The sequence below is a fragment of the Williamsoniiplasma luminosum genome (assembly GCF_002803985.1).
GTDB classification, from domain to species: Bacteria; Bacillota_I; Bacilli_A; order Mycoplasmatales; family Mycoplasmataceae; genus Williamsoniiplasma; species Williamsoniiplasma luminosum.
Window position 1 is genome coordinate 285,241 of the sequence record NZ_CP024963.1, and the last position, 20,292, is coordinate 305,532.

Annotated in this window: 18 protein-coding genes; 15 read left to right on the top strand and 3 right to left on the bottom strand. The window is 30.3% G+C overall.

What is annotated here, in order from left to right; translation table 4 throughout:
• The first annotated feature begins 65 nt into the window (after positions 1–65).
• From argF to ELUMI_RS01220, 6 genes are all read left to right on the top strand, one after another.
• Complete coding sequence (gene argF, locus ELUMI_RS01195) at positions 66–1,061, top strand: ornithine carbamoyltransferase (RefSeq protein ID WP_025734463.1); 996 nt, start codon at positions 66–68, stop codon at positions 1,059–1,061.
• Positions 1,062–1,114: 53 nt separating this feature from the next.
• Positions 1,115–2,761: a YfcC family protein gene (locus ELUMI_RS01200; RefSeq protein ID WP_025734464.1), complete on the top strand. Its 1,647-nt coding sequence runs from the start codon at positions 1,115–1,117 to the stop codon at positions 2,759–2,761.
• A 42-nt stretch (positions 2,762–2,803) separates the two neighbouring features.
• Positions 2,804–3,736, top strand: a complete 933-nt coding sequence (gene arcC / locus ELUMI_RS01205; protein ID WP_025734465.1) for a carbamate kinase — start codon at positions 2,804–2,806, stop codon at positions 3,734–3,736.
• 168 nt (positions 3,737–3,904) lie between these two features.
• Positions 3,905–4,687 carry an ABC transporter ATP-binding protein gene (locus ELUMI_RS01210; protein ID WP_025734466.1) on the top strand — a complete coding sequence of 261 codons (783 nt, stop codon included), beginning with the start codon at positions 3,905–3,907 and terminating at the stop codon, positions 4,685–4,687.
• Between the two features lie 514 nt (positions 4,688–5,201).
• Entirely contained in the window at positions 5,202–5,813 is a 612-nt protein-coding gene (locus ELUMI_RS01215; RefSeq protein WP_156921425.1) for a hypothetical protein, read from the top strand.
• Positions 5,814–5,938: 125 nt separating this feature from the next.
• Positions 5,939–6,607 (top strand): hypothetical protein, encoded by a 669-nt coding sequence (locus ELUMI_RS01220; RefSeq protein ID WP_025734468.1) that lies wholly within the window; start codon positions 5,939–5,941, stop codon positions 6,605–6,607.
• 117 nt (positions 6,608–6,724) lie between these two features.
• On the opposite strand, the gene ELUMI_RS01225 is transcribed toward ELUMI_RS01220, so the two are convergent.
• Positions 6,725–8,758, bottom strand: coding sequence for a type IA DNA topoisomerase (locus ELUMI_RS01225; protein ID WP_025734469.1), 2,034 nt, complete (start codon positions 8,756–8,758; stop codon positions 6,725–6,727).
• Between the two features lie 180 nt (positions 8,759–8,938).
• Here ELUMI_RS01225 and gltX point away from each other — a divergent pair, with 180 nt between their 5' ends.
• From gltX to fba, 5 genes are all read left to right on the top strand, one after another.
• Positions 8,939–10,393, top strand: a complete 1,455-nt coding sequence (gene gltX / locus ELUMI_RS01230) for a glutamate--tRNA ligase (protein WP_025734470.1) — start codon at positions 8,939–8,941, stop codon at positions 10,391–10,393.
• 72 nt (positions 10,394–10,465) lie between these two features.
• Entirely contained in the window at positions 10,466–11,674 is a 1,209-nt protein-coding gene (locus tag ELUMI_RS01235; RefSeq protein ID WP_025734471.1) for an HD domain-containing protein, read from the top strand.
• Between the two features lie 34 nt (positions 11,675–11,708).
• Positions 11,709–12,095, top strand: coding sequence for a DNA-directed RNA polymerase subunit delta (gene rpoE / locus ELUMI_RS01240; RefSeq protein WP_025734472.1), 387 nt, complete (start codon positions 11,709–11,711; stop codon positions 12,093–12,095).
• A 78-nt stretch (positions 12,096–12,173) separates the two neighbouring features.
• Positions 12,174–13,766, top strand: coding sequence for a CTP synthase (locus ELUMI_RS01245; protein ID WP_025734473.1), 1,593 nt, complete (start codon positions 12,174–12,176; stop codon positions 13,764–13,766).
• A gap of 95 nt (positions 13,767–13,861) precedes the next feature.
• Positions 13,862–14,767, top strand: coding sequence for a class II fructose-1,6-bisphosphate aldolase (gene fba, locus ELUMI_RS01250; RefSeq protein ID WP_025734474.1), 906 nt, complete (start codon positions 13,862–13,864; stop codon positions 14,765–14,767).
• An 89-nt stretch (positions 14,768–14,856) separates the two neighbouring features.
• Here fba and ELUMI_RS01255 read toward each other — a convergent pair whose 3' ends face one another.
• A complete protein-coding gene (locus ELUMI_RS01255) occupies positions 14,857–15,699 on the bottom strand; it encodes a Cof-type HAD-IIB family hydrolase (protein WP_025734475.1) in 843 nt (280 codons plus the stop codon).
• Positions 15,700–15,702: 3 nt separating this feature from the next.
• Positions 15,703–16,212, bottom strand: a complete 510-nt coding sequence (locus tag ELUMI_RS01260) for an isochorismatase family protein (protein ID WP_025734476.1) — start codon at positions 16,210–16,212, stop codon at positions 15,703–15,705.
• 313 nt (positions 16,213–16,525) lie between these two features.
• On the opposite strand from ELUMI_RS01260, the gene rpmE reads away from it, so the two are divergent.
• From rpmE to ELUMI_RS01280, 4 genes are all read left to right on the top strand, one after another.
• Positions 16,526–16,768, top strand: a complete 243-nt coding sequence (gene rpmE / locus ELUMI_RS01265; protein WP_025734477.1) for a 50S ribosomal protein L31 — start codon at positions 16,526–16,528, stop codon at positions 16,766–16,768.
• A gap of 82 nt (positions 16,769–16,850) precedes the next feature.
• Positions 16,851–18,740, top strand: coding sequence for a hypothetical protein (locus ELUMI_RS01270; RefSeq protein ID WP_025734478.1), 1,890 nt, complete (start codon positions 16,851–16,853; stop codon positions 18,738–18,740).
• The gene (locus ELUMI_RS01275; protein WP_025734479.1) at positions 18,730–19,689 is read left to right on the top strand and encodes a DHH family phosphoesterase; all 960 of its coding nucleotides are present in this window, start codon (positions 18,730–18,732) and stop codon (positions 19,687–19,689) included. The genes ELUMI_RS01270 and ELUMI_RS01275 overlap by 11 nt, the downstream gene beginning before the upstream one ends.
• On the top strand, positions 19,679–20,290 hold the full coding sequence (locus ELUMI_RS01280) for a thymidine kinase (RefSeq protein WP_051449470.1): 612 nt from the start codon (positions 19,679–19,681) through the stop codon (positions 20,288–20,290). The genes ELUMI_RS01275 and ELUMI_RS01280 overlap by 11 nt, the downstream gene beginning before the upstream one ends.
• Positions 20,291–20,292 lie beyond the last annotated feature (2 nt).

The window sequence follows — 20,292 nt, forward strand, 5'->3', positions numbered from 1 at the left end:
AATTAATAAAATTTTAAAATGCTATACTTGTTTAAAAATAAAATAAGAATAAAAGGAGAAATAAAATGGCAGTAAATTTAAAAGGTAGAAGTTTCATCAAACTTCTAGATTTCACACCAAGAGAAATCAGGTACTTGTTAGATTTATCACGTGATTTAAAACGTGCTAAATATGCAGGAACAGAACAAAAAATGATGGAAGGTAAAAACGTAGTTTTACTTTTCCAAAAAGATTCAACAAGAACACGTTGTGCTTTTGAAGTTGGGGCTTTAGATCAAGGTGCTCACGTAACTTATTTAGGACCTTCAGGTTCTCAATTTGGGAAAAAAGAATCTGTTGAAGATTCAGCCAAAGTTTTAGGAAGAATGTATGACGCAATTCAATTCCGTGGTTACAAACAAACTGATGTTGAAGCTTTAGCGAAATATTCAGGAGTACCAGTTTACAATGGTTTAACTGATGAATTTCATCCAACCCAAATTTTAGCTGACTTCTTAACAGTTGAAGAACACTTAGGAAACTTAAAAGGACGCAAATTAGTTTTTGCTGGAGATGCTCGTAACAATATGGGTAATTCATTAATGGTTGGAGCTGCCAAAATGGGAATGCATTTTGTCGCAGCTGCGCCAAAAGATTTATGACCAGATAGTAAACTAGTCGAAACATGCAAAGAAATTGCTAAAGAAACTGGGGCAAAAATCGAAATGATGGATGACATGCTAAAAGCATGTAAAGATGCTGATGTGATCTACACAGACGTTTGAGTTTCAATGGGAGAACCAGCTGAAGTTTGAGCAAAACGTGTTAAGGAATTAAAACCATTTCAAGTGAATATGAATGCAATCAAAGTCGCAAAACCAGAAGTTTTATTCATGCATTGCTTACCAGCATTCCATGATTTAAATACTGAAGTTGCTCAAGATATTCATAAACAATTTGGTCTAACTGAAATGGAAGTAACTGACGAAGTGTTTAATTCAAAACATTCAGTTGTCTTTGAAGAAGCTGAAAACCGTTTACATACAATTAAAGCCGTAATGGTTGCAACAATAGGAAAATAACAATTTTCCTATTGTTTATGTTTAACATAAAAAATTAAAAAAGGAGGAATTCTATGACTAACGTAGAAGAGAAAAAAGGTTTATTTAAATTAAAACCAAAGAACTCTAATAAGCATAAAAAAGGATTCAAAATGTGATCTGCATTTTCAATCTTAATGTTGATTATTGTAGTTCTTGTCTTACTTTCTTGAATCCTGAAATGAGCTGGAGTAGAAACCACGGTTCACATCCCAGGAGCTTGAGAAAACGGCAAAGAAGGTGGCACTTGAATCGCTGCCCACGACAATGTTGAAAAAATTAAAGCACTAGGGATTTTAGATATCTTTGTCGGACCAATGAATGGGTTCTTAGAAAAAGCAGGAATTATTGTTTTTGTTCTAACTCTTGGAGCATTCATTAATATGGTTATTGTGACCAAATCACTTGAAGGATTTTCACAATCAATCATTGCCAAATTAAAAGGAAAAGAAATTTGAGCAATTATTCCATTGATGATATTTTTCTCAATTGCTGGAACTGCTGAAGGAATGGCTGAAGAATCATTAGCATTTTACATGATTATGATTCCGTTAATGATTGCTGCTGGATTTGATACGTTCACAGGATTATTAATTGTTCTAGTTGGAGCTGGAGCTGGAGTGCTTGCTTCAACTGTTAACCCATTTGTAATTTCAGTGGCAGTTGACGGATTGAATACAGGTCAAACAACTGACTTAATGTCAGTTGGAGATGGATTGGTTTGACGTTTAATTTCATGAGTTGTGATTACTGCAATTGCGATTGGATTTGTATTTTGATATGCAAAACGTGTTAAATCAAATCCACAAAAATCAGTTACATTTGCTACACGTGAAGGTGATAAAGAATTTTTCTTAGCAAATGTAACAGAAAAAATTGAGATGAATTGAAGAAAGAAAACTACATTAGCATTCTTTGGTGTAACTTTCTTATTCATGATCATTTACTTAGTTGGTTGAGATAAAATTTTTGGTAATACTGCAATGGAAGATATGGCAAATTGAATCCATGTAAACATTCCATACTTAAACTCAACTATTCCTGGATTCGGGAATGGTGGTTTAGAAATCGTGGCTGGTTTCTTCTTAATCGGAGCACTTGCTGTGGGAATGATTAACACTATTGGTGTGAAAAAAGAAGAAGGCCAAACAGCAGAAACCATGATCTTAAAAGATTTCATGGGTGGAGCTGCTGACATCTTAAGTGTCTGTCTAATTATTGCGACAGCTGCTGGAATTGGCTTTGTTCTAAAAAATTCACATATGCAAGAATGAGTTGTTTCCGGTTTAACTGGTTCAATCGGAAGTATCGATTCAGGAATTGGTAAAGTGATTGTTTTATACATTATCTTCTTACCATTATCTTTCTTAATTCCATCAACATCAGGATTTGCAGCCGCTGTTTTCCCACTATTAACAGGGATTGCTCAAAATAAAACTGGAGGTGGATTCGACCCAGTTGTTGGATCAGGATCAGTGATGGCATTCTCATTTGCTTCAGGAATAATTAATATTATTACTCCAACAAGTGGAGTTGTAATGGGGGCAATGGCGATTTCAAGAGTTGACTATGGAAAATTCTTGAAAGGTGTTGCACCATTATTAGGGATTCTGCTTGTGGCTTCAATTGCTTTAATGGCAATTGGAGGAGCGATTGCTGGAGTTGCTGGTTCAATCGCATAACATGCAATTGAACACTAATAGAAAATACGGAAGTAAAAATAGATGTCAAAAATAGTTGTTGCTGTGGGTGGTAATGCTTTAGGAAATAATCCTGAAGAACAAAAAATTATCGTCAAAAACACAGCCAAACACTTAGTTGATTTTGTTGCCAAAAACAACGAAGTCATTATCGTCCATGGTAATGGACCACAAGTTGGAATGATCTCTAATGGATTTGATCTTGCACATAAAACTGATGGAAAATCACCAATTGTTGATTTTCCAGAAGCAGGAGCGATGAGTCAAGGTTATATTGGTTATCATTTACAACAAGCGATCATTAATGAACTTAATGCTCGTAAATTAAATAAATCAGTTGCTTCAATTGTGACGCAAACTGTTGTTGATGCCAATGATCAAGCATTTCAAAATCCATCAAAACCAATCGGATTATTTATGTCAGAAGTGGAAGCTAAACAAATGGCTAAAACTAACGGTTGAGATGTTAAAGAAGATGCTGGTCGTGGTTGAAGAAGAGTGATTGCTAGTCCTAAACCAATTGATATTGTTGAAAAAGAAATTGTCAAAACTTTAGTTGAACAAAAATTCATCACCATCACAGCTGGTGGAGGTGGAGTTCCGGTCATTAAAAAAGGCAATGATTATCTGGGAGTTGCTGCTGTTATTGACAAAGATTTTGCAGCTGCTAAAATTGCTGAAATTATTGATGCTGATTCACTGGTTATCTTAACTGCCATTGATCGAGTGTTAATTAATTACAAACAACCAAATGAAAAAGGCTTAGCTGAAATGTCAATTTCAGAGGCTGAAAAATATATTGGTGAAAATCAATTTGCCCCTGGGTCAATGTTACCTAAAGTTCAAGCCGCAATGGCCTTTGTTAAATCAACAAATGGTAAACCAGCCTTTATTGGATCTTTAGATAAAGTTGAAGATGTTTTAAAAGGTGCTTCAGGAACCAAAATCATAAAATAATACCTAAACAAAAAATGGAAAAACAATGGGATTTATCTCATATGTAAACTTCCATTTTTTGTTTGCAATTGATAATATTTTAAGATTTTTTGAGCATTTTTACCCCTTTTTATTAATTATATTGTTAAATTAACGTATACATAAAGTATATATAGGAGGGATGTTATTTTGACTACACAAAAAATCTTAACAATTCAAAATTTAACCAAAAAATTTAAGAATGGAGCCGGAGTGAATCAAGTGTCTTTTGCAATAGATAAAGGCAAAATTGTTGGTTTCATTGGTGATAATGGAGCCGGGAAAACCACCACGATTAAGTTAATTTTTGGTGAATACAAAAAAGATAGCGGAGATGTCTTGGTTGATGGAATTGCTCATGAAAAAAAAGAAGCGTTACAAAAAATTTCTTTCTTTCCAGATCAAAATAGTTATCCCAAACATTACAAAATCAAAAAATATGCATACTATTCTGCAAGTTTAAAAGGTATCGATAAAAAAGAAGTTGATAAAATTTATTTCGAACTTTTAAAAGCCTTAAACTTAGAAGAATTTGCTAAATCTAAGTTTGACGAACTTTCAGCTGGGATGCAAAAAAGAGCACTACTTTTAGCAACTTTAGTGACTGATCCAGAACTAATTATTTTAGATGAGCCCACATCCAATCTTGATGTAAAATCAAGAATTGAATTTTTAGAGGTCTTAAAATTTTTGGCAGAAAAGCGTAATACAACCATAGTAATTACAAGCCATAATATTGATGAACTTAGTTCACTTATAAATGAAGTAATTATTATAAAAGATGGTGAAATTCAATATCAAAATGCTTTTGATCCAGCAAAAGAAAATTTAAGAAATGTTTATAACGAACACGTTGATTCGGAAAAATCTTCAATTCAATACAAACGCATTGAAGATATTTTCCGAGAAAAGGAAGGTGAAAACAATGCATAAACTTCAGTTTCTAAGTAATAAAAAATTCTTTTCTCTTTCAATATTTAAAAGAATTTCATTAGAAATATTAACTTCTAAAACGTGAATTATTTTTACTTCCGCAATATTTTTATTTGCAATCATTTGAGAAATTTTACTTGCTTTTATTTTGGTTGACATTCAACTAGGTGATAGAATTTTAACTTCTTTTGTGCCACTACTTTTAATGTTTATTTGGGTTACTTTTTTTCACATTTTTAATATTTCACAAAACTTTAGTAAAGAAATTGAAACAGGTGTAATAAATTTAGAAATTAGAAGCGGAGTTTCAAAATCCAAATTGTTTTGAGAAAGAGTGTTGGCTAATAGAGTTTTCACATTTAGTTTTATCTTTATTTACATTTTTTTATATTTCTTTTGATTTATTGTAGCCCCTTCAGGGTCTAGCAAACTTATTGCTTTAAAATTTACTCCAGGACTATTTTTTATAATTATTTATGATTTATTTTTAATGGGAGTTCTCTTGTTAATAATCATGATTAAAAAAAGCGTTTTAATTGGAGTTGTCGGAACACTAACTTTTGTGCTATTTGCAGCGATTCCATTTGGAGGTCCCCTTGCGTCTTCAGACAGATTGCGCGGTGTTCCATATGATTTTGCTAGTCAAAATTATAGTTTACAAATTGCAAAAAAAGTAAATGATTTGAGTGAGAAATATGGTGGAGATTCGTACATTAATCAAATGATTAATGATATGAAAAGCTTTAAAGAAAATAAATTTACATATTATAAAGCTGACAAAACAACGCCTTTAAATATAAATACCAATGACATGGATTTGACAATAGCTTTTTTTTCAACTCCCGAATATAAAAAAAATTCCGACTATTATTTACGTAATCCTGTTTATCCTTCATTAGAGGATTTTGATAAAAATTATCTATATGACTTAATGCTTACCGGATTAGGATCGGAAGTTGAAAAACTGCCTGTATTTATAAAGGAAAGAACTAATAGTTACCCACCGAAAGAATGAGAAGAAATTTATGTAGAACTTTCCCCAAAAATTAAGGAAACAACTATTTGAAAATGAATGAAACGCATAAAAGAAATTGGTGGTTTTAAAACCCCTGAAGAAAACAAATAGCGTATTCACCTAGTCAAATTAAAAAATCTCTTTTTTATGATGATGGATCGGGTCGTAGAGATATTGGAAATAAAAATAAGCGTTTTTTTGGAGAATTCGAATATTTCCAAACATTAGAAAAATTATTGAAACAATCTGATGAACAAGAATCTAAATTATTAAATTTAACAAAAGAAATAATTAAGGGAAACTATCTATTATTAAATGGAGGAGCATTTGAAAGTTTTGATAAGCGACAATCTATAAACAATTTTAATTTCATTGAAAATGAAAAATTAGATTATGATGTTAAAACTGATTGAACATGGTCTAAATTTTTGGACATCGCACCAGGTGTCCGAACAATTCAAAAAGTCATGTTTAATCTTATTGAAAAAACTGCATATGTTGACAAGCGAGTTGAAAGGAATGAAAACGATTTATTCTCAAAAGAAGAAGGAGTTTTTCAAGAAATTAAAGCTAAATCTTGAAATCCTTTGAATGTATTTTGAAAGCAACTTATCAATACTTCTAGTGATGATATTTTAGAATTACCTTTAGATACCGAACCTTTTTCACCCCAACCCTCAAAACTAGTAACTACTGTATATAAAGCAGTGGGTGTGGATTGAGGTACCGATAATAAGATGGGTTTTTATAAATTTACAGGTCAGAACAATGGTAGAAATTATAAATCAATAGAAGTATTGGGCAATACAATTAACCTCCCATTAAGTTATGTAATGATGATTTTGATTGTACTAATTTTTATCTTACTTTCATACTTTATCTTTTATAAAAAGATAATTAAATAATGGTCAAAATCTTCTTTACAAAATTAAATTAGATATAAATTTTCAGTTTAAAAAACCCACAAATAATGAATTAAAAATTCATTATTTGTGGGTTTTATTATTCAACAAAATAATTAATTATTTTGTTTTTTCTTCTTTGATTTTTGCTGCTTTTTCTTCTTTAGCTTTGCGTCTATTATCTCAATATTCTTTGCGTTTAGCTAAAAATTCTTCACGTTTTTTAGCGTTTTCTTCACGTTGCTCAGGGGTTGGTTCAACGTATTCTTTTCAAGTATCATCTGGTTGTTGATACTCACGATAACCACATTTAGTAGTTGTAAAATTTGAACATCCACGTCCACGCCCAAACCTAGTTTTAATAAAAACTAAAGTTCCTTCATGACAACGAGGACAAATTTCTGTTCCGGTTTTAGCTTTTTCAATTTCTTCTTTAACTTTAGTTGAAAGATTAGCATAAGTTTCTTTTAATCAATCAACGTTGTTGAACTTACCTTCACTAATTAAATCTAATTTCGCTTCCATATCAGCTGTATAACCTAAGTTAAAGAAATCATTATAGTTAGCATATAAAAATTTCTCTGCATCAAAACCTTTATTAGTTACTTCAATTGGTTTTGAGCGTTCAAAATCAACATATTCTCGTTCTTTTAATTTTGTCAGAATGGGGTTATAAGTTGAAGGTCGACCAATTCCAAGTGAACGCAGTTCCTTAATCAATGTTCCGGGATTATACATGCGCGGTGGTTTAGTTTCAGTTGTTTCATCTTTAATTAAAGACTTATCAATTTTAATGACAAAATCTTTTTCTTTAGCAAGCATTGGAACTTGATCAAGTTCTGTTTTTACAACTTCATCACTTTCGTCATCAAGTTCAATATCTTCATCATGTTTAGTATTTGTTTTTAAAGCTTGATATCCAGGATTTAAAACTTCTTGATAAGTTTGTTTAAATTTATATCCGCTATTGTCAAAAACTCATGAGTGATTAAACCCACTTGGTCCATGCATCAATGATTTGATGGTGTTCCATCAAATCATTGTATAAAGACGTTTTTGGACAGCGTCACTCAATTGTGTTTCAATAACATCAGGAGTGTTCTTAAGGTCTGTTGGTCTAATTGATTCATGGGCGTCTTGAGCATTGTTATCTTTTTTAACAATTGGATCTGCATATAATTTTTCATCTCATCGATTAGCAATATAAGTTTTAGCATCATTGATGAAATCTGCAGAGTAACGATTTGAATCTGTACGAATATAAGTTACTAATCCAGCTTCATATAATTTTTGAGCAGCTACAGTAATTTGACTTGTACTTAATTTTAATTTTGAAAACCCATCAACTAACATGTTGGCAGTTGAATAAGGAGAAAAACTACGAGTTTCAAAAGCGTTGGCTTTGTAATCAATACACTTATAATCTTCAGTTAATTCACTTAAAATATTTTGAGCAATTTCATCAGTAATTCAGTATGTTTTGTCGTCATTGAAATTGCTATTATTTTTGTCTTTAAATAATGGCATTGAAAGTTTTTGACTATCATCTTGAACACTGATTTTGTGGTATGGGGTTGGAACAAAAGCATTAATTTCTTTTGCACGTTCTGCCAAGATATATAAAGCTGGAGTTTGCACACGCCCAGCACTCATTAAACCAGTTGATTTTTGCAATGATTTTGAGACCAAATATCCAATAATTTTATCAAGCATTTGTCTGGTTGTTTGAGCATTAACTAAATCCTGATCAATCTCTTGCATATTTTCAAAACTCTTAATGACAGCATTTTTTGTAATTTCATCAAAAGTTACCCTTTTGATTTCTTTGTTCATATTTTCAAAAAGATTTGCAAGGTGTCAAGCAATCGCTTCTCCTTCACGATCCGGATCGGAAGCTAGAACAATTAAATCAGCGGTTTTCCCTGCTTTTTTAATATTACTAATATTTTCTTTTTTAGTTTTTTCGTTAACGAAAGTGGGTGTCATTGTTTCCAAATCAATTCCTAAAAGGGCAACACCCTTATCAGCAATCTTATTAATATGCCCCCCACTTGCCATTACAACGTATTCGTTTTCAGGAAAACCCTCACTTAAAAAGTGTTGAATTTTTGCAACTTTGGCTGGTGATTCTAACAAAACTAAGACTTTACTCATATAAATTCCTCCTTGGATCTTCTTGATATAATTCCTCATTAAAATATAATACTTATTTTTAAAAGTAAAACAAGGACTATATAATTATGATAATAACTTAATATTTTAATATTAACTTTTTTGAAAAATTTCTTCATTTATTTTGGTGTTATTATATATATTAGCATTTAAAGGAGAATTATGAGCAAGTTTAGATTAAGGTACGCACCCTCACCAACTGGTTTTTTACATATTGGGAATACAAGAACAGCATTAATGAATTATGTTTTTGCCAAACATTTTGATGGAGATTTTATTGTCAGAATTGAAGACACGGATTTAGAACGTAATGTGGATGGGGCAATTGAATCACAATTTGAAAATTTAAATTGAATGGGAATTATTCCTGATGAATCATTTTTAAAACCGGGATTGGCAAAATATGGCAAATATATGCAGTCACAAAAATTTGATCGTTATAAACAATTAGCTTTAGAATTAGTTGAAAAAGGAGATGCTTATAAATGCTTTTGTACATCTGAAGAACTGACAGCTGATTATGAAAAACAAACTGAACAAGGAATTGTAGCCACTCAATATAATAAAAAATGTTTATCATTATCAGCTCAAGAATTAGCTGATAATGATAAAACCAACAAACCATTTTCAATTAGATTTAAAGTCCCTTTAAAATCATGAAACTTAAATGATATGGTGCGTGGAGATGTGATTTTTTATGGTAAAGATTTAGGGGATTTTGTAATTTTAAAAACTAACGGGATTCCAACTTATAATTTTGCTGTTGTTGTTGATGACTTTGATATGGAAATCACCCACGTCATTCGTGGAGAAGAACATATTTCCAATACACCACGTCAAATGATGATTTTTGATGCTTTTGGTTGAACATATCCAAGATTTGCGCACCTTACATTAATTGTTGATTCAACTGGGAAAAAGCTTTCAAAAAGAAGTGGTAATAACTTGTTTTTTATCGAACAATATAAAAAACAAGGTTATTTACCACAAGCAATATTTAACTATATTGCTTTACTTGGTTGATCTCCAGGGGTCGAACAAGAAATTTTTACTACAGATGAATTAATTAAAATTTTTGATGAAAAAAGATTTAGTAAATCTCCATCAACATTTGATATGGTGAAAATGACATGAATCAATTCTCAATATATGAAGGCATTAAGTGATGATGATTATTTAAATTTTGTCAAACCTTTTGTTGATCAAGATAAATTTAATTTAACTAATAAATCTGAAGACTGAATCAATCAAGTTCTCTTATTATTTAAAAAAGAAATTGATTTTGGTGTTCAAATCAATGAAAAAATTGGTCTCTTTTTTGAAAATTTTGAATTCAACGAAATCACAAAAGAACAACTTGTTCAATTCGAAAACCGTCTTGGATTAATTAATATTTTTGAAGATAAAATTCGTCAGTTAGAAGAATGAAATATTGAAAATATTAAAAATATTATCAAAAACAGCGGAACAGAAGCTGAATGCAAAGGTAAGGATTTGTTCATGCCGATTAGAATTTATGCTTCAAAAACTGAACACGGACCAGCTCTAGCGGACTGCATTTTCTTAATCGGAAAAGACAAAGTTCTTGAAAATATCGATTTTGTGAAAAATCAATAGACCACTTTTGTTGAAAAAAAGTGGTTTTTCTTTATAATAAATAGCAATAAATAGCACGAAGGAATTAACCATATGTACGAAAAAGTTATTAGAGATAACGTTCATGGTGATATATATTTTAATGACCCAATATTCATCGAAATTTTAGACACATTTGAAATGCAAAGATTAAGAAGAATTTTGCAACTAGGAGGAACGGCCTTGGCTTATCCTGGGGCAACTCACACTAGATTTTCACACTCAATTGGTGTTTATCATATTCTGACCTTATTTTTTGAATCAAATGATCTTTCACAAATTTCTGAAAAAGATCAAAAACTAGTTTTATTAGCTGGATTGATGCATGATGTTGGTCATGGTCCATTTTCTCATTCATTTGAAAAAATCAATGCCGAAAAGCACGAAAAATATAGTGGTTATATTATTAAAAACCCAAACGGTAATATTTTAAAAATTTTAAATAAATATCAAATTGATCCCAATGATGTTGTCTCAATTATTGAAGGGACACATCCAAATAAAATTTTAAATTTATTAGTCAGTTCCCAACTTGATGCTGACAGATTGGATTATTTAAAAAGAGATTCTTATAATTGTGGTGTTGATTATGCGACATTAGACATTCGTTGAATTGTTCGACATATTAAAGTTGTTGATCATAAAATGGTCTTTCCTAAAAAATTAGTTTATGCGATTGAATCTTATTTACTTGGACGACATCACATGTACAAACAAGTTTATAATCACAAATGTTCAATTATTTTTGATGCTTTATTAGAGGTTTGATTCAAACGTTTAAAAGATCTTTATCAGTCAAATTTTGACTTTAAAAATATTTATCTTGAAAATATTTTTAAAGAACTTTTGAATAATCAAAGCATTCCAATTGATAAATATTTAGAATTAGATGATTACACAATGTTTGAAATCTTTAAAGTTACAAAAAAATCTGATGATAAAATTCTTGCTGATTTATCATTAAGATTGTTGGATCGCAAAACTTTTGCCATTGCCAAGGAATCAGAAGTTGATAAAAAACTTCTATTCAAGCAATTAGAAAAAAATGGTTTAGATCCTAACTATTATTTAATTGAATTAACACCAAAAAAATCAATTATTTATCGAGATGGAATAATTAATGGAAAAGATGAGACGATTTGGATTCAAAACAAGACCCAATTAGAGCCCCTTTCTAAATATTCAATGTTTGGGGAATCAATGAAAATCATTAACGAAACTAATAATGAAAAAATTTTGTTATTTCCGAAAAAATTAGTGTAATATATTTTGAGTGATAGATATGGGAGGTATTATTATGTCAAAATTATCAAATATAGATTTAGCTTACGAATTTCTGCAAGAAAAAAAGACCCCAGTTAAATTTAATGAAATCTGAAAAAATATTTCAAAAAAACAAGTGCAAGAGCACCAAGATTTAAATGCGGTTATGGCAAATCTATACGCCTCTTTAATTACAGACAATCGCTTTGCATTAGCACAAGACGGTTCATGAGCTTTAAGTAGCAACATGAAAATTGACGATGTGAAAAAGCAGTATGACAATCTAAACACTATTAGATCAGTCCAAGCTTCAGCAATTGAAGATGAAAACTTAACCTTCTACGGTGCAATAGACGAAGAAGAAGAGGAAGACTACGAACCCGAAGAAGATGATTTCGGTGACGGAGATATTGAAGAATAAATTTAAAGGTTTTTAAAAAATTAGTTTTTTATGACCTTTTTATTTTTTATAATTTTAAAATAAGAAGAGGAGAACAAAATGACGAAATATATTTTTATAACTGGTGGGGTGGTTTCAGGATTAGGAAAAGGAATTACTGGAAGCTCGCTTGGGAGATTATTAGTAAATTCAGGGATCAAAGTTTTTATGCAAAAATTTGATCCATATTTAAATGTTGATCCGGGAACAATGTCCCCATATCAACACGGAGAAGTTTATGTGACAGATGATGGAGCAGAAACTGATTTAGATTTAGGACATTATGAAAGATTTATTGATACTAATTTGTCAAAAAAATCTTCAACTTCTTCTGGAAGAATTTACTTAGATATTTTAGAAGCAGAAAGACGTGGTGATTGAGGAGGAAAAACTGTTCAAGTAATTCCTCATATCACCGATCATATTAAAAATAAAGTTTATGCAATTGCTGATGAACCAAATGTGGATGTTGTGATCACTGAAATTGGTGGAACAGTTGGGGATATTGAATCTCAACCATTTTTAGAAGCATTGCGTCAAATTCGCATGGAAAAAGGCAAAGAAAATGTCTTATTTGTTCATGTTGGATTGGTTCCTTATATTTCAGCTTCTAAAGAATATAAAACTAAACCAATCCAACATTCAGTTAAAGAACTTTTAAGTTTAGGAATTCAACCAGATATTATTGTCACTCGCTCTGATAAAAAAACCCCAATTGAAATTGCGAATAAAATTTCATTATTTTGTAACGTGCCTAAAGAAAATGTGATTCAAGCAATTGATGTTGATTCAATTTATGAAGTTCCGGTGATGATGGGACAACAAAATTTGCACAAAATTGTGATTGACCAATTAAAATTAAAATCTCAACCAACAAACATGCAAGAATGAGAAAAATTTGTGGCCAATATTCATGAATCAAAAGAAGAATTTGAAGTTAGTTTTGTTGGAAAATACATTGAAATGCCGGATGCTTATTTATCAGTTATTGAATCTTTAAAAATTGCTGGATATGCCAATAAAAGAAAATTAAAACTAAACTGAGTGCACTCAGAGGAATTGAATGAACAAAATTATCAAGAAGTGTTCAAAAATGCTCAAGGAATTTTAGTTCCTGGTGGTTTTGGTAATCGTGGGATTGACGGAATGATTTTAGCTGCAAAATTTGCTCGTGAAAATAACGTTCCTTATTTAGGAATTTGTTTAGGAATGCAAATTGCTTCAATTGAATTTGCAAGAAATGTTTTAGGATTAAAAGATGCCAATTCAACTGAATTTAATGATGCAACAAAAAATCCAATCATTGATTTCATCCATGGAATTGATCAAAACAATTTAGGCGGAACATTACGTTTAGGTGCTTCAAAAGCCACACTGAAACCGAATACTTTAGCGCATAAATTGTATGGTAAAACCGAAATTTGAGAAAGACACCGTCATCGTTATGAATTTAACAATTCATATCAAGAAGCGTTTGAAAAAGCTGGTTTAGTTTTTTCGGGAATTTATCAAGCCAAAAACTTAGTTGAAATGATTGAAATTCCTGCAAATGATTTTTTCATGGGAGTTCAATTTCATCCAGAATTTACATCAAGACCAAATAAACCAAATCCAATGTTTAAAGGTTTTGTTGATGCAATTATCAAAAAATAATTGCTCTTTTTGCTTTTCTTTGTTCAAAAAAAGAAAAGCACATAATAATGGTTATAATAATATAGTTAAAGAATAGATAAATAAGAGGAAAAAATATGTCAAAAATTTACAACAAAAGATTAGTTAATGCTCACAACATGATTGAAGCAGCACATCAAAACAAATTTGCAATTGGACATTTTAATATTAATAATTTAGAATGAACAAAAGCAATTTTAGAAGCCGCTCAAGAAACAAACACACCAACAATTATTGCAACAAGTGAAGGAGCAATTAAATACATGGGTGGAGTTGATGTTGTTGTCGGAATGGTGAATGGTTTATTAGAAGATTTAAACATTACAATTCCTGTGGCATTACATTTAGACCATGGTCAAACTGTTGAGATGTGTAAAAAAGTCATTGATGCTGGATACTCATCAGTAATGTTTGATGGATCACATTTACCATATGCAGAAAACGTGGCAAAAACCAAAGAAGTTGTTGCTTATGCAAAACAATACGAAGTTTCAGTTGAAGCAGAAATTGGTTCAATTGGTGGAGAAGAAGATGGAGTTGTTGGTCAAGGTGAACTTGGAGATCCAAAAGAAGCTGCTGAAGTTTCTAAATTAGGAATCTCAATGTTGGCAGCTGGAATTGGAAACATCCATGGAAAATATCCTGAATGATGAAAATCACTTTCATTTGAAACATTAGAGGCATTGCAAAAAGCAGCACCTTTCCCGATGGTTTTACATGGTGGTTCAGGAATTCCTCAAGACCAAGTTAAAAAAGCAATCTCAATGGGAATCTCAAAAATTAACGTCAACACAGAATTGCAATTAGCATTCCGTGATGCAACTCGTTTATATTTTGAAGCCAAAAAAGATTTAAATGACGAAACTAAGGGATTTGATCCACGTAAATTATTAGCCCCAGGATACAAAGCATTAAAAACTACATTTGTTGAATTAACAACATGATTTGGATGCTTAGGAAAAGCTGATTCAGTTAAAAAATAATAAAAATTTATCAATTTGATAGAACAAAAATAAAATGCAACCAACAAGTGAATTGTTCACTTATTGGTTGCATTTTTTAAAGCCGAGTATTAGTCATTTTTTAAATATTTATTTAAAGCATGAACAATTCCATCTTCATTATTTGTTTTGGTTACGAAATCAGCTACATTTTGAACCTCTTCGCGAGCATTTCCCATCGCAACCCCAATCCCGGCATATTCAAGCATGCTCATATCGTTTTGACCATCCCCAAAAGCTAGTAAGTTTTCAGGATCAATACCTAGTTGAGGTAAAAAACTTTTTAGAGCATTGGCTTTGTCAATTCCAATCGCAGTATATTCATAAAAGAAATCTGAAGTAAACATTGAATTTGCTTTACCGATAAACGGAGCTCTTAGTTCTTGTTCAACTGATCTTAAATAATCTGATTGTCCAGCAGATAAAACTTTATACATTGGAAAATCAGCAAATTCAACAAGGTCTTTGACTTCGCAAATCAACATATCACATCCATGAGCTTCGTGCTCAACAATATTTAACTTGTGTCCATTTCAAGCGATTTGTTCATAATAAGCATTTTCAACATAAACATAATCACCTTTATACAACATCACTAACACATTAAATTCTTTTAAATGGGCGATAATGTTTTGTGCTTGTTCTGCTGAAAGTGTTTTTTCATAAATAATTTCATTGGTTTGTAAATCAGTGACCACAGCCCCATTATAAGAAATTAAAAATCCATGATTTTTGTCTAATTCCAATTCTTTTGCAAATTCCATCATTCCAGGAGTTGGTCGACCAGACGCTAAAATCACTTTAATTCCATCTCTTTGAGCTTGAATTAAAGCTTTCTTAGTTCCTGATGAAATGATTCTTTCATTAGTAATTAATGTCCCGTCAATATCGAGTACGATCGCTTTTATTTTCATTTTTTATCCTTCTAATCCAATTGAACCATTTAGATCAATTTGGGCTTTATATCCTAATTTTATTGCATCATCATATGTGTGTTTGACACATATGTTTAATGCCACTCCAACAATTGTGAGATCTGTAATTTGGTTTAGTTTTAAATATTCATCTAAACCATTGCTTTTTTTGAAATCATCAAAAAAAGCAGAATAACTTTCACAATTTTGGTCAACACCTTTGATAATCACCTTATCAATCATGCTAATTGCATCATTGTCTAAATATAAATTAGACCCAAAACTGCCTTGTACACAGTGTGGTGGTCAAATTTTAAATGACAGATGATTATTTGGATGAAAATCCATTGAAGCAACAACCAGTTGATGTTTGTTGTGAAAGTTTTGAATTAAATTTTCAAGATATGGTTTTAAAGTTTCTGCCCGTGGAATATATAAACTTCCCTTAGGGTCAACAAAATCATATTGGTAATCAACAATCAGTAGTGCTTCTCTTTTCATTTTTAGCCTCATTTCATCACCTTTTTATTTTAATGGATTAATTCGAAGGATCTAGTTTTTTGTTGATAAAGAAACATATATCAAATAAAGAAAATTCATTTTTTTAAATTCTGCAAAATCTTTAGGTAAGATTAAGAAAGTTTGAAAGCACTCGCTTACAAAAGCGAGTGCGAAAGTTATGATCTTTGCTGCAAAAATATAAGTTTCAACCTTTGGTTTCAAAGCAATATTTTTAATTTATAATGGTTTTTTTTCAAAAACCCACTATAATATACTAAGTACTTAAAAGTATATCTGTGAAAACATAGTAAAGGAGATAAAATCTATGCCAAATAAAGATATTCAACCAAAATATTTCGACAATGCGAAATTTGTATGTACAACTTGCGATAACGTAATGGAAATCGGTTCGACAAAAGCTGAGGAAATCAGAATTGACGTTTGTTCAAATTGCCATGCTTTTTACACTGGAAACCAACTATTTTCAAACACTGCAGGTCGTGTTGAACAATTCAAAGCAAAATTTGCTAAAAAAGACGAAATTAATTCAAAGAAAAACAAAAATTAATCGAGTAAATCAAAAAGGCAATGTATGCCTTTTTCTTTTGCAATAAAACCTTTAAAATTATAAATATAGATTTGAGGATCAAATGAGTTATAGATTAGACAATTTAAAATTTATTGATAAAAAAAACATTTTAGAAAACGTTAATTTTGAAGTCAATGATTCAGAATTTGTGACTATTTTTTCTCGTAATAAAAAACAAAAAAAATTTATTAAACATACATTAAAAGGTGAAACCAGAATTTTATCAGGAAGATTTCAAATCAACAATACAGATTTAGTTGGTGCTAAATTTGTGAAAAATAAAGTGAATTTTATTTCTCCTGATACTTGGTTTGAAAGGTTAGTTCCACCAAGAACGACTTTAAATTTATCGCGATTATTTGATAATCATTTTCTAAGAGGTGCAAGAACACATAAAAATGATAAAAAATTTGATTACTTATCATTTGTAAATTCTCGAAACGATGTAACTGAAATGCATTTAAGAAGAGAAATCGATCAAACAATTTCATTTTTTTTGAGTAAAGTTAAACACATAAACAAAACTTTGCACAAAGCATTTATTGCTAAAATTGAAGAGTTGAATCAAAAACAAAATGAAAAAAATTTTTCCAAATTTTATGCCCAAATTAAAATGTTAATTCTTGGATATTTTAATTTAATGTTAAGTTGAGAATTAGATAATTTATCTCTAACTTTTTATCAAGTTGTTTGGGATCAAATTTATGGATTTAAAGATTTGAGACACTCTTGCCCGTGTGAATATAATGTTCGTAAATCAGCCAACAAAGAGTTAAAAAAAGTAATTTACAAATTTAAATATGAGCAACCTAATTATATGGTTCAAAAACAATTGCGAATAATTGCGATTAGACTTTTGGAATTAAGAGTCAGATTAATTAAAAATCATAAAATAATCAAAGCGACTAAAAAACAAATTGATATTGAAATCAAGAAATTTTTTATTGATAACAAGATTGAAAAAGAAGAACAATTTGTTACTCAAAAATATTTAGAAAACTGAACCAAAACGATTCAAGATTTACTTGAAGATTTCAAAATTTCACAAAAAAAAGTTCTTTTTGAATCGATCCGTAATGACGGGGCGTTAAGTGAAAAACAAATCATTCATTTAACACATGAATATCACACCAAAGTTCTGGCAAGAACAAATAAAATCGGAAACAAAAATGAATTTAAAATTTTAAAAAGACATTATAAAAAACAAATTGAAGGAATCTACAAACAAGCAACCACTTGAACACAAGAAAATTTAAAAAAATTAAATATTAAATTTGATTGATATCTAAAAAGTGGATTTAAAATTTCTTCAATCAATATCATTTATTTAAAAATTCTAAAAGCAATTAATATGAATAAAAAAAATATTGTTTTTTACAATGTCATAAATTTGTTAACAAAAAATGATGCCAAACTTTTAATGAATACCATTGAAGTGATTAAAAAAGAACATCCAAATCTTTGTTTTGTGAACTTAACAGATGACTTTGTTTCGATTCTTGATTTTGATCAACCAATTTATTCAATAGATGATAAAAATAGACTTACTAAAATGATGCCAGAAAAAATTTATAATAATGGAGTTCTTCATTCTGCAAAACCATTTATAAATATCAATTTAATTTCATATAAAAAAGTTAAAGATGGAATTGAATTTGAAGAAAGGTTTTGACCAGTGAAAAGTACTGCCTTTGATGAAAGTGGCAAGATAAATATTAATCCATTTATGATAAAATTAGAGGAACAAAAAGGTGTTGCTGGACAATTGATTCTGGAAGTTTTAACCAAAGCTAGTTCTAAATTTTTAAATCGAAAAATATGAGTGGGTGTTACTAATTCTGGAACTAAAATAACTTTCTATTCAGATAAAATTATTGAACCAAATAAAAAAATATTAATCTATATTCAACCAACAGCAATTATAGTAAAAAGGAAACCAAATGATAAGTAAAAAAGATGCTAAATTAATTAGTAAAAAAATAAGCGAATACGATAATATCGTAATTGTTAAGCACCAATTACCAGATTGAGATGCTCAAGGGAGCGCAATGGGACTTGCACATTTAATTCAAGAAAATTGAAAAAATAAAAATATTTTTATCCCTGGAGCGAGACTAAATGACGATCAAAATTTTTCACAAAATTTTGATCAAAACACTTTATCAAAAGCCTTAATTATCACTGTTGATACAGGGAACTCATCTAGATTGGATTTTGATCAATGAAATCAAGGAGCAGAGGTTCTTAAAATTGATCACCATATTCCAGTTGAAAATTATGGAAATTATAATATCGTTGATGTTGAAGCAGTTGCGGCTGCACAAGTCATTGGAATGTGAGCAATCATGATGAAATTGAAAATTTCTAAAGAAGCTGCTGAAAACATTTATACAGGTATCTCAACAGATTCAGGACGTTTTTTGTTTGATAGAACTAGTCCAGAAACAATGGAAGTTGCAAAAACATTGTTAATGGCTGGTGCTGATCTAAATAAAATTAATAAGTTTTTATATGTTGGTTCTTTGAAACAAAGACAATGAACAAACTATGCCTTTGGGAAAATGCAATTAACAAAAAGCGGGATTGCCCATATCATTCTTGAAGAAAAAGATTACAAAAAATTTGCTTTATCATATGATGAAGTTAAATCTGCATTAAGCACAATGGCTGGGCTAAATGAAATCAAAATTTGATTCACAGTGATTGAATGAGAAGGTATTTATAAAGTTTCACTTCGTTCAAGAGATTATGATGTTAATTCAGTGGCAATCAATTATAATGGTGGAGGTCACAAATTAGCAAGTGGGGCAAAACTTAAGGATTTAAACGAAGTCAAAAAGCTTGTTGCCAATCTTGAAAAACTACTTAAAACCAAAAAAGGAATCGAAAATGAAAAATAATATCTTATCAAACCAAACCAATGAAAAATTAGGTTGAATTGAACTTATAACTGGGTGCATGTTTGCTGGAAAAACCGAAGAATTTATTCGAAGATTAAGAAGACAAGCTTATGCTAAAAATAATGTGATTGCTTTTAAACCAAGTATTGATCAAAGATATTCTTCATCTTCAATTGCATCACATTCTGGTTCAATTTTGCCTTCCTTTCCTGTGTCTTCAACTGAAGAAATAAGAGATATTTTTGAAAGAGAAAATAAGAAGCAAACCATTGATGTTGTTGGAATTGATGAAGTTCAATTTTTAGATTTAAACGTTGTTGATTTCATCGATGAACTTGCAAATAAAGGTGTGGTAGTGATTGTTACTGGATTGGATAAAGATTTTAAATCAGACGCATTCCAAAACGTGGACAGACTTTTACCAATGGCTGAATTTGTTGACAAATTGACTGCAATTTGTCACAAATGTGGTAATTTTGCCAATCGCACACAAAGATTAGTAAATGGTAATTATGCCAAAAAATCAGATCAACTAATTTTAGTTGATGGACAAGATAGTTATGAGGCTCGTTGCCGTAATTGTTATATAAAACCAGAATAGAA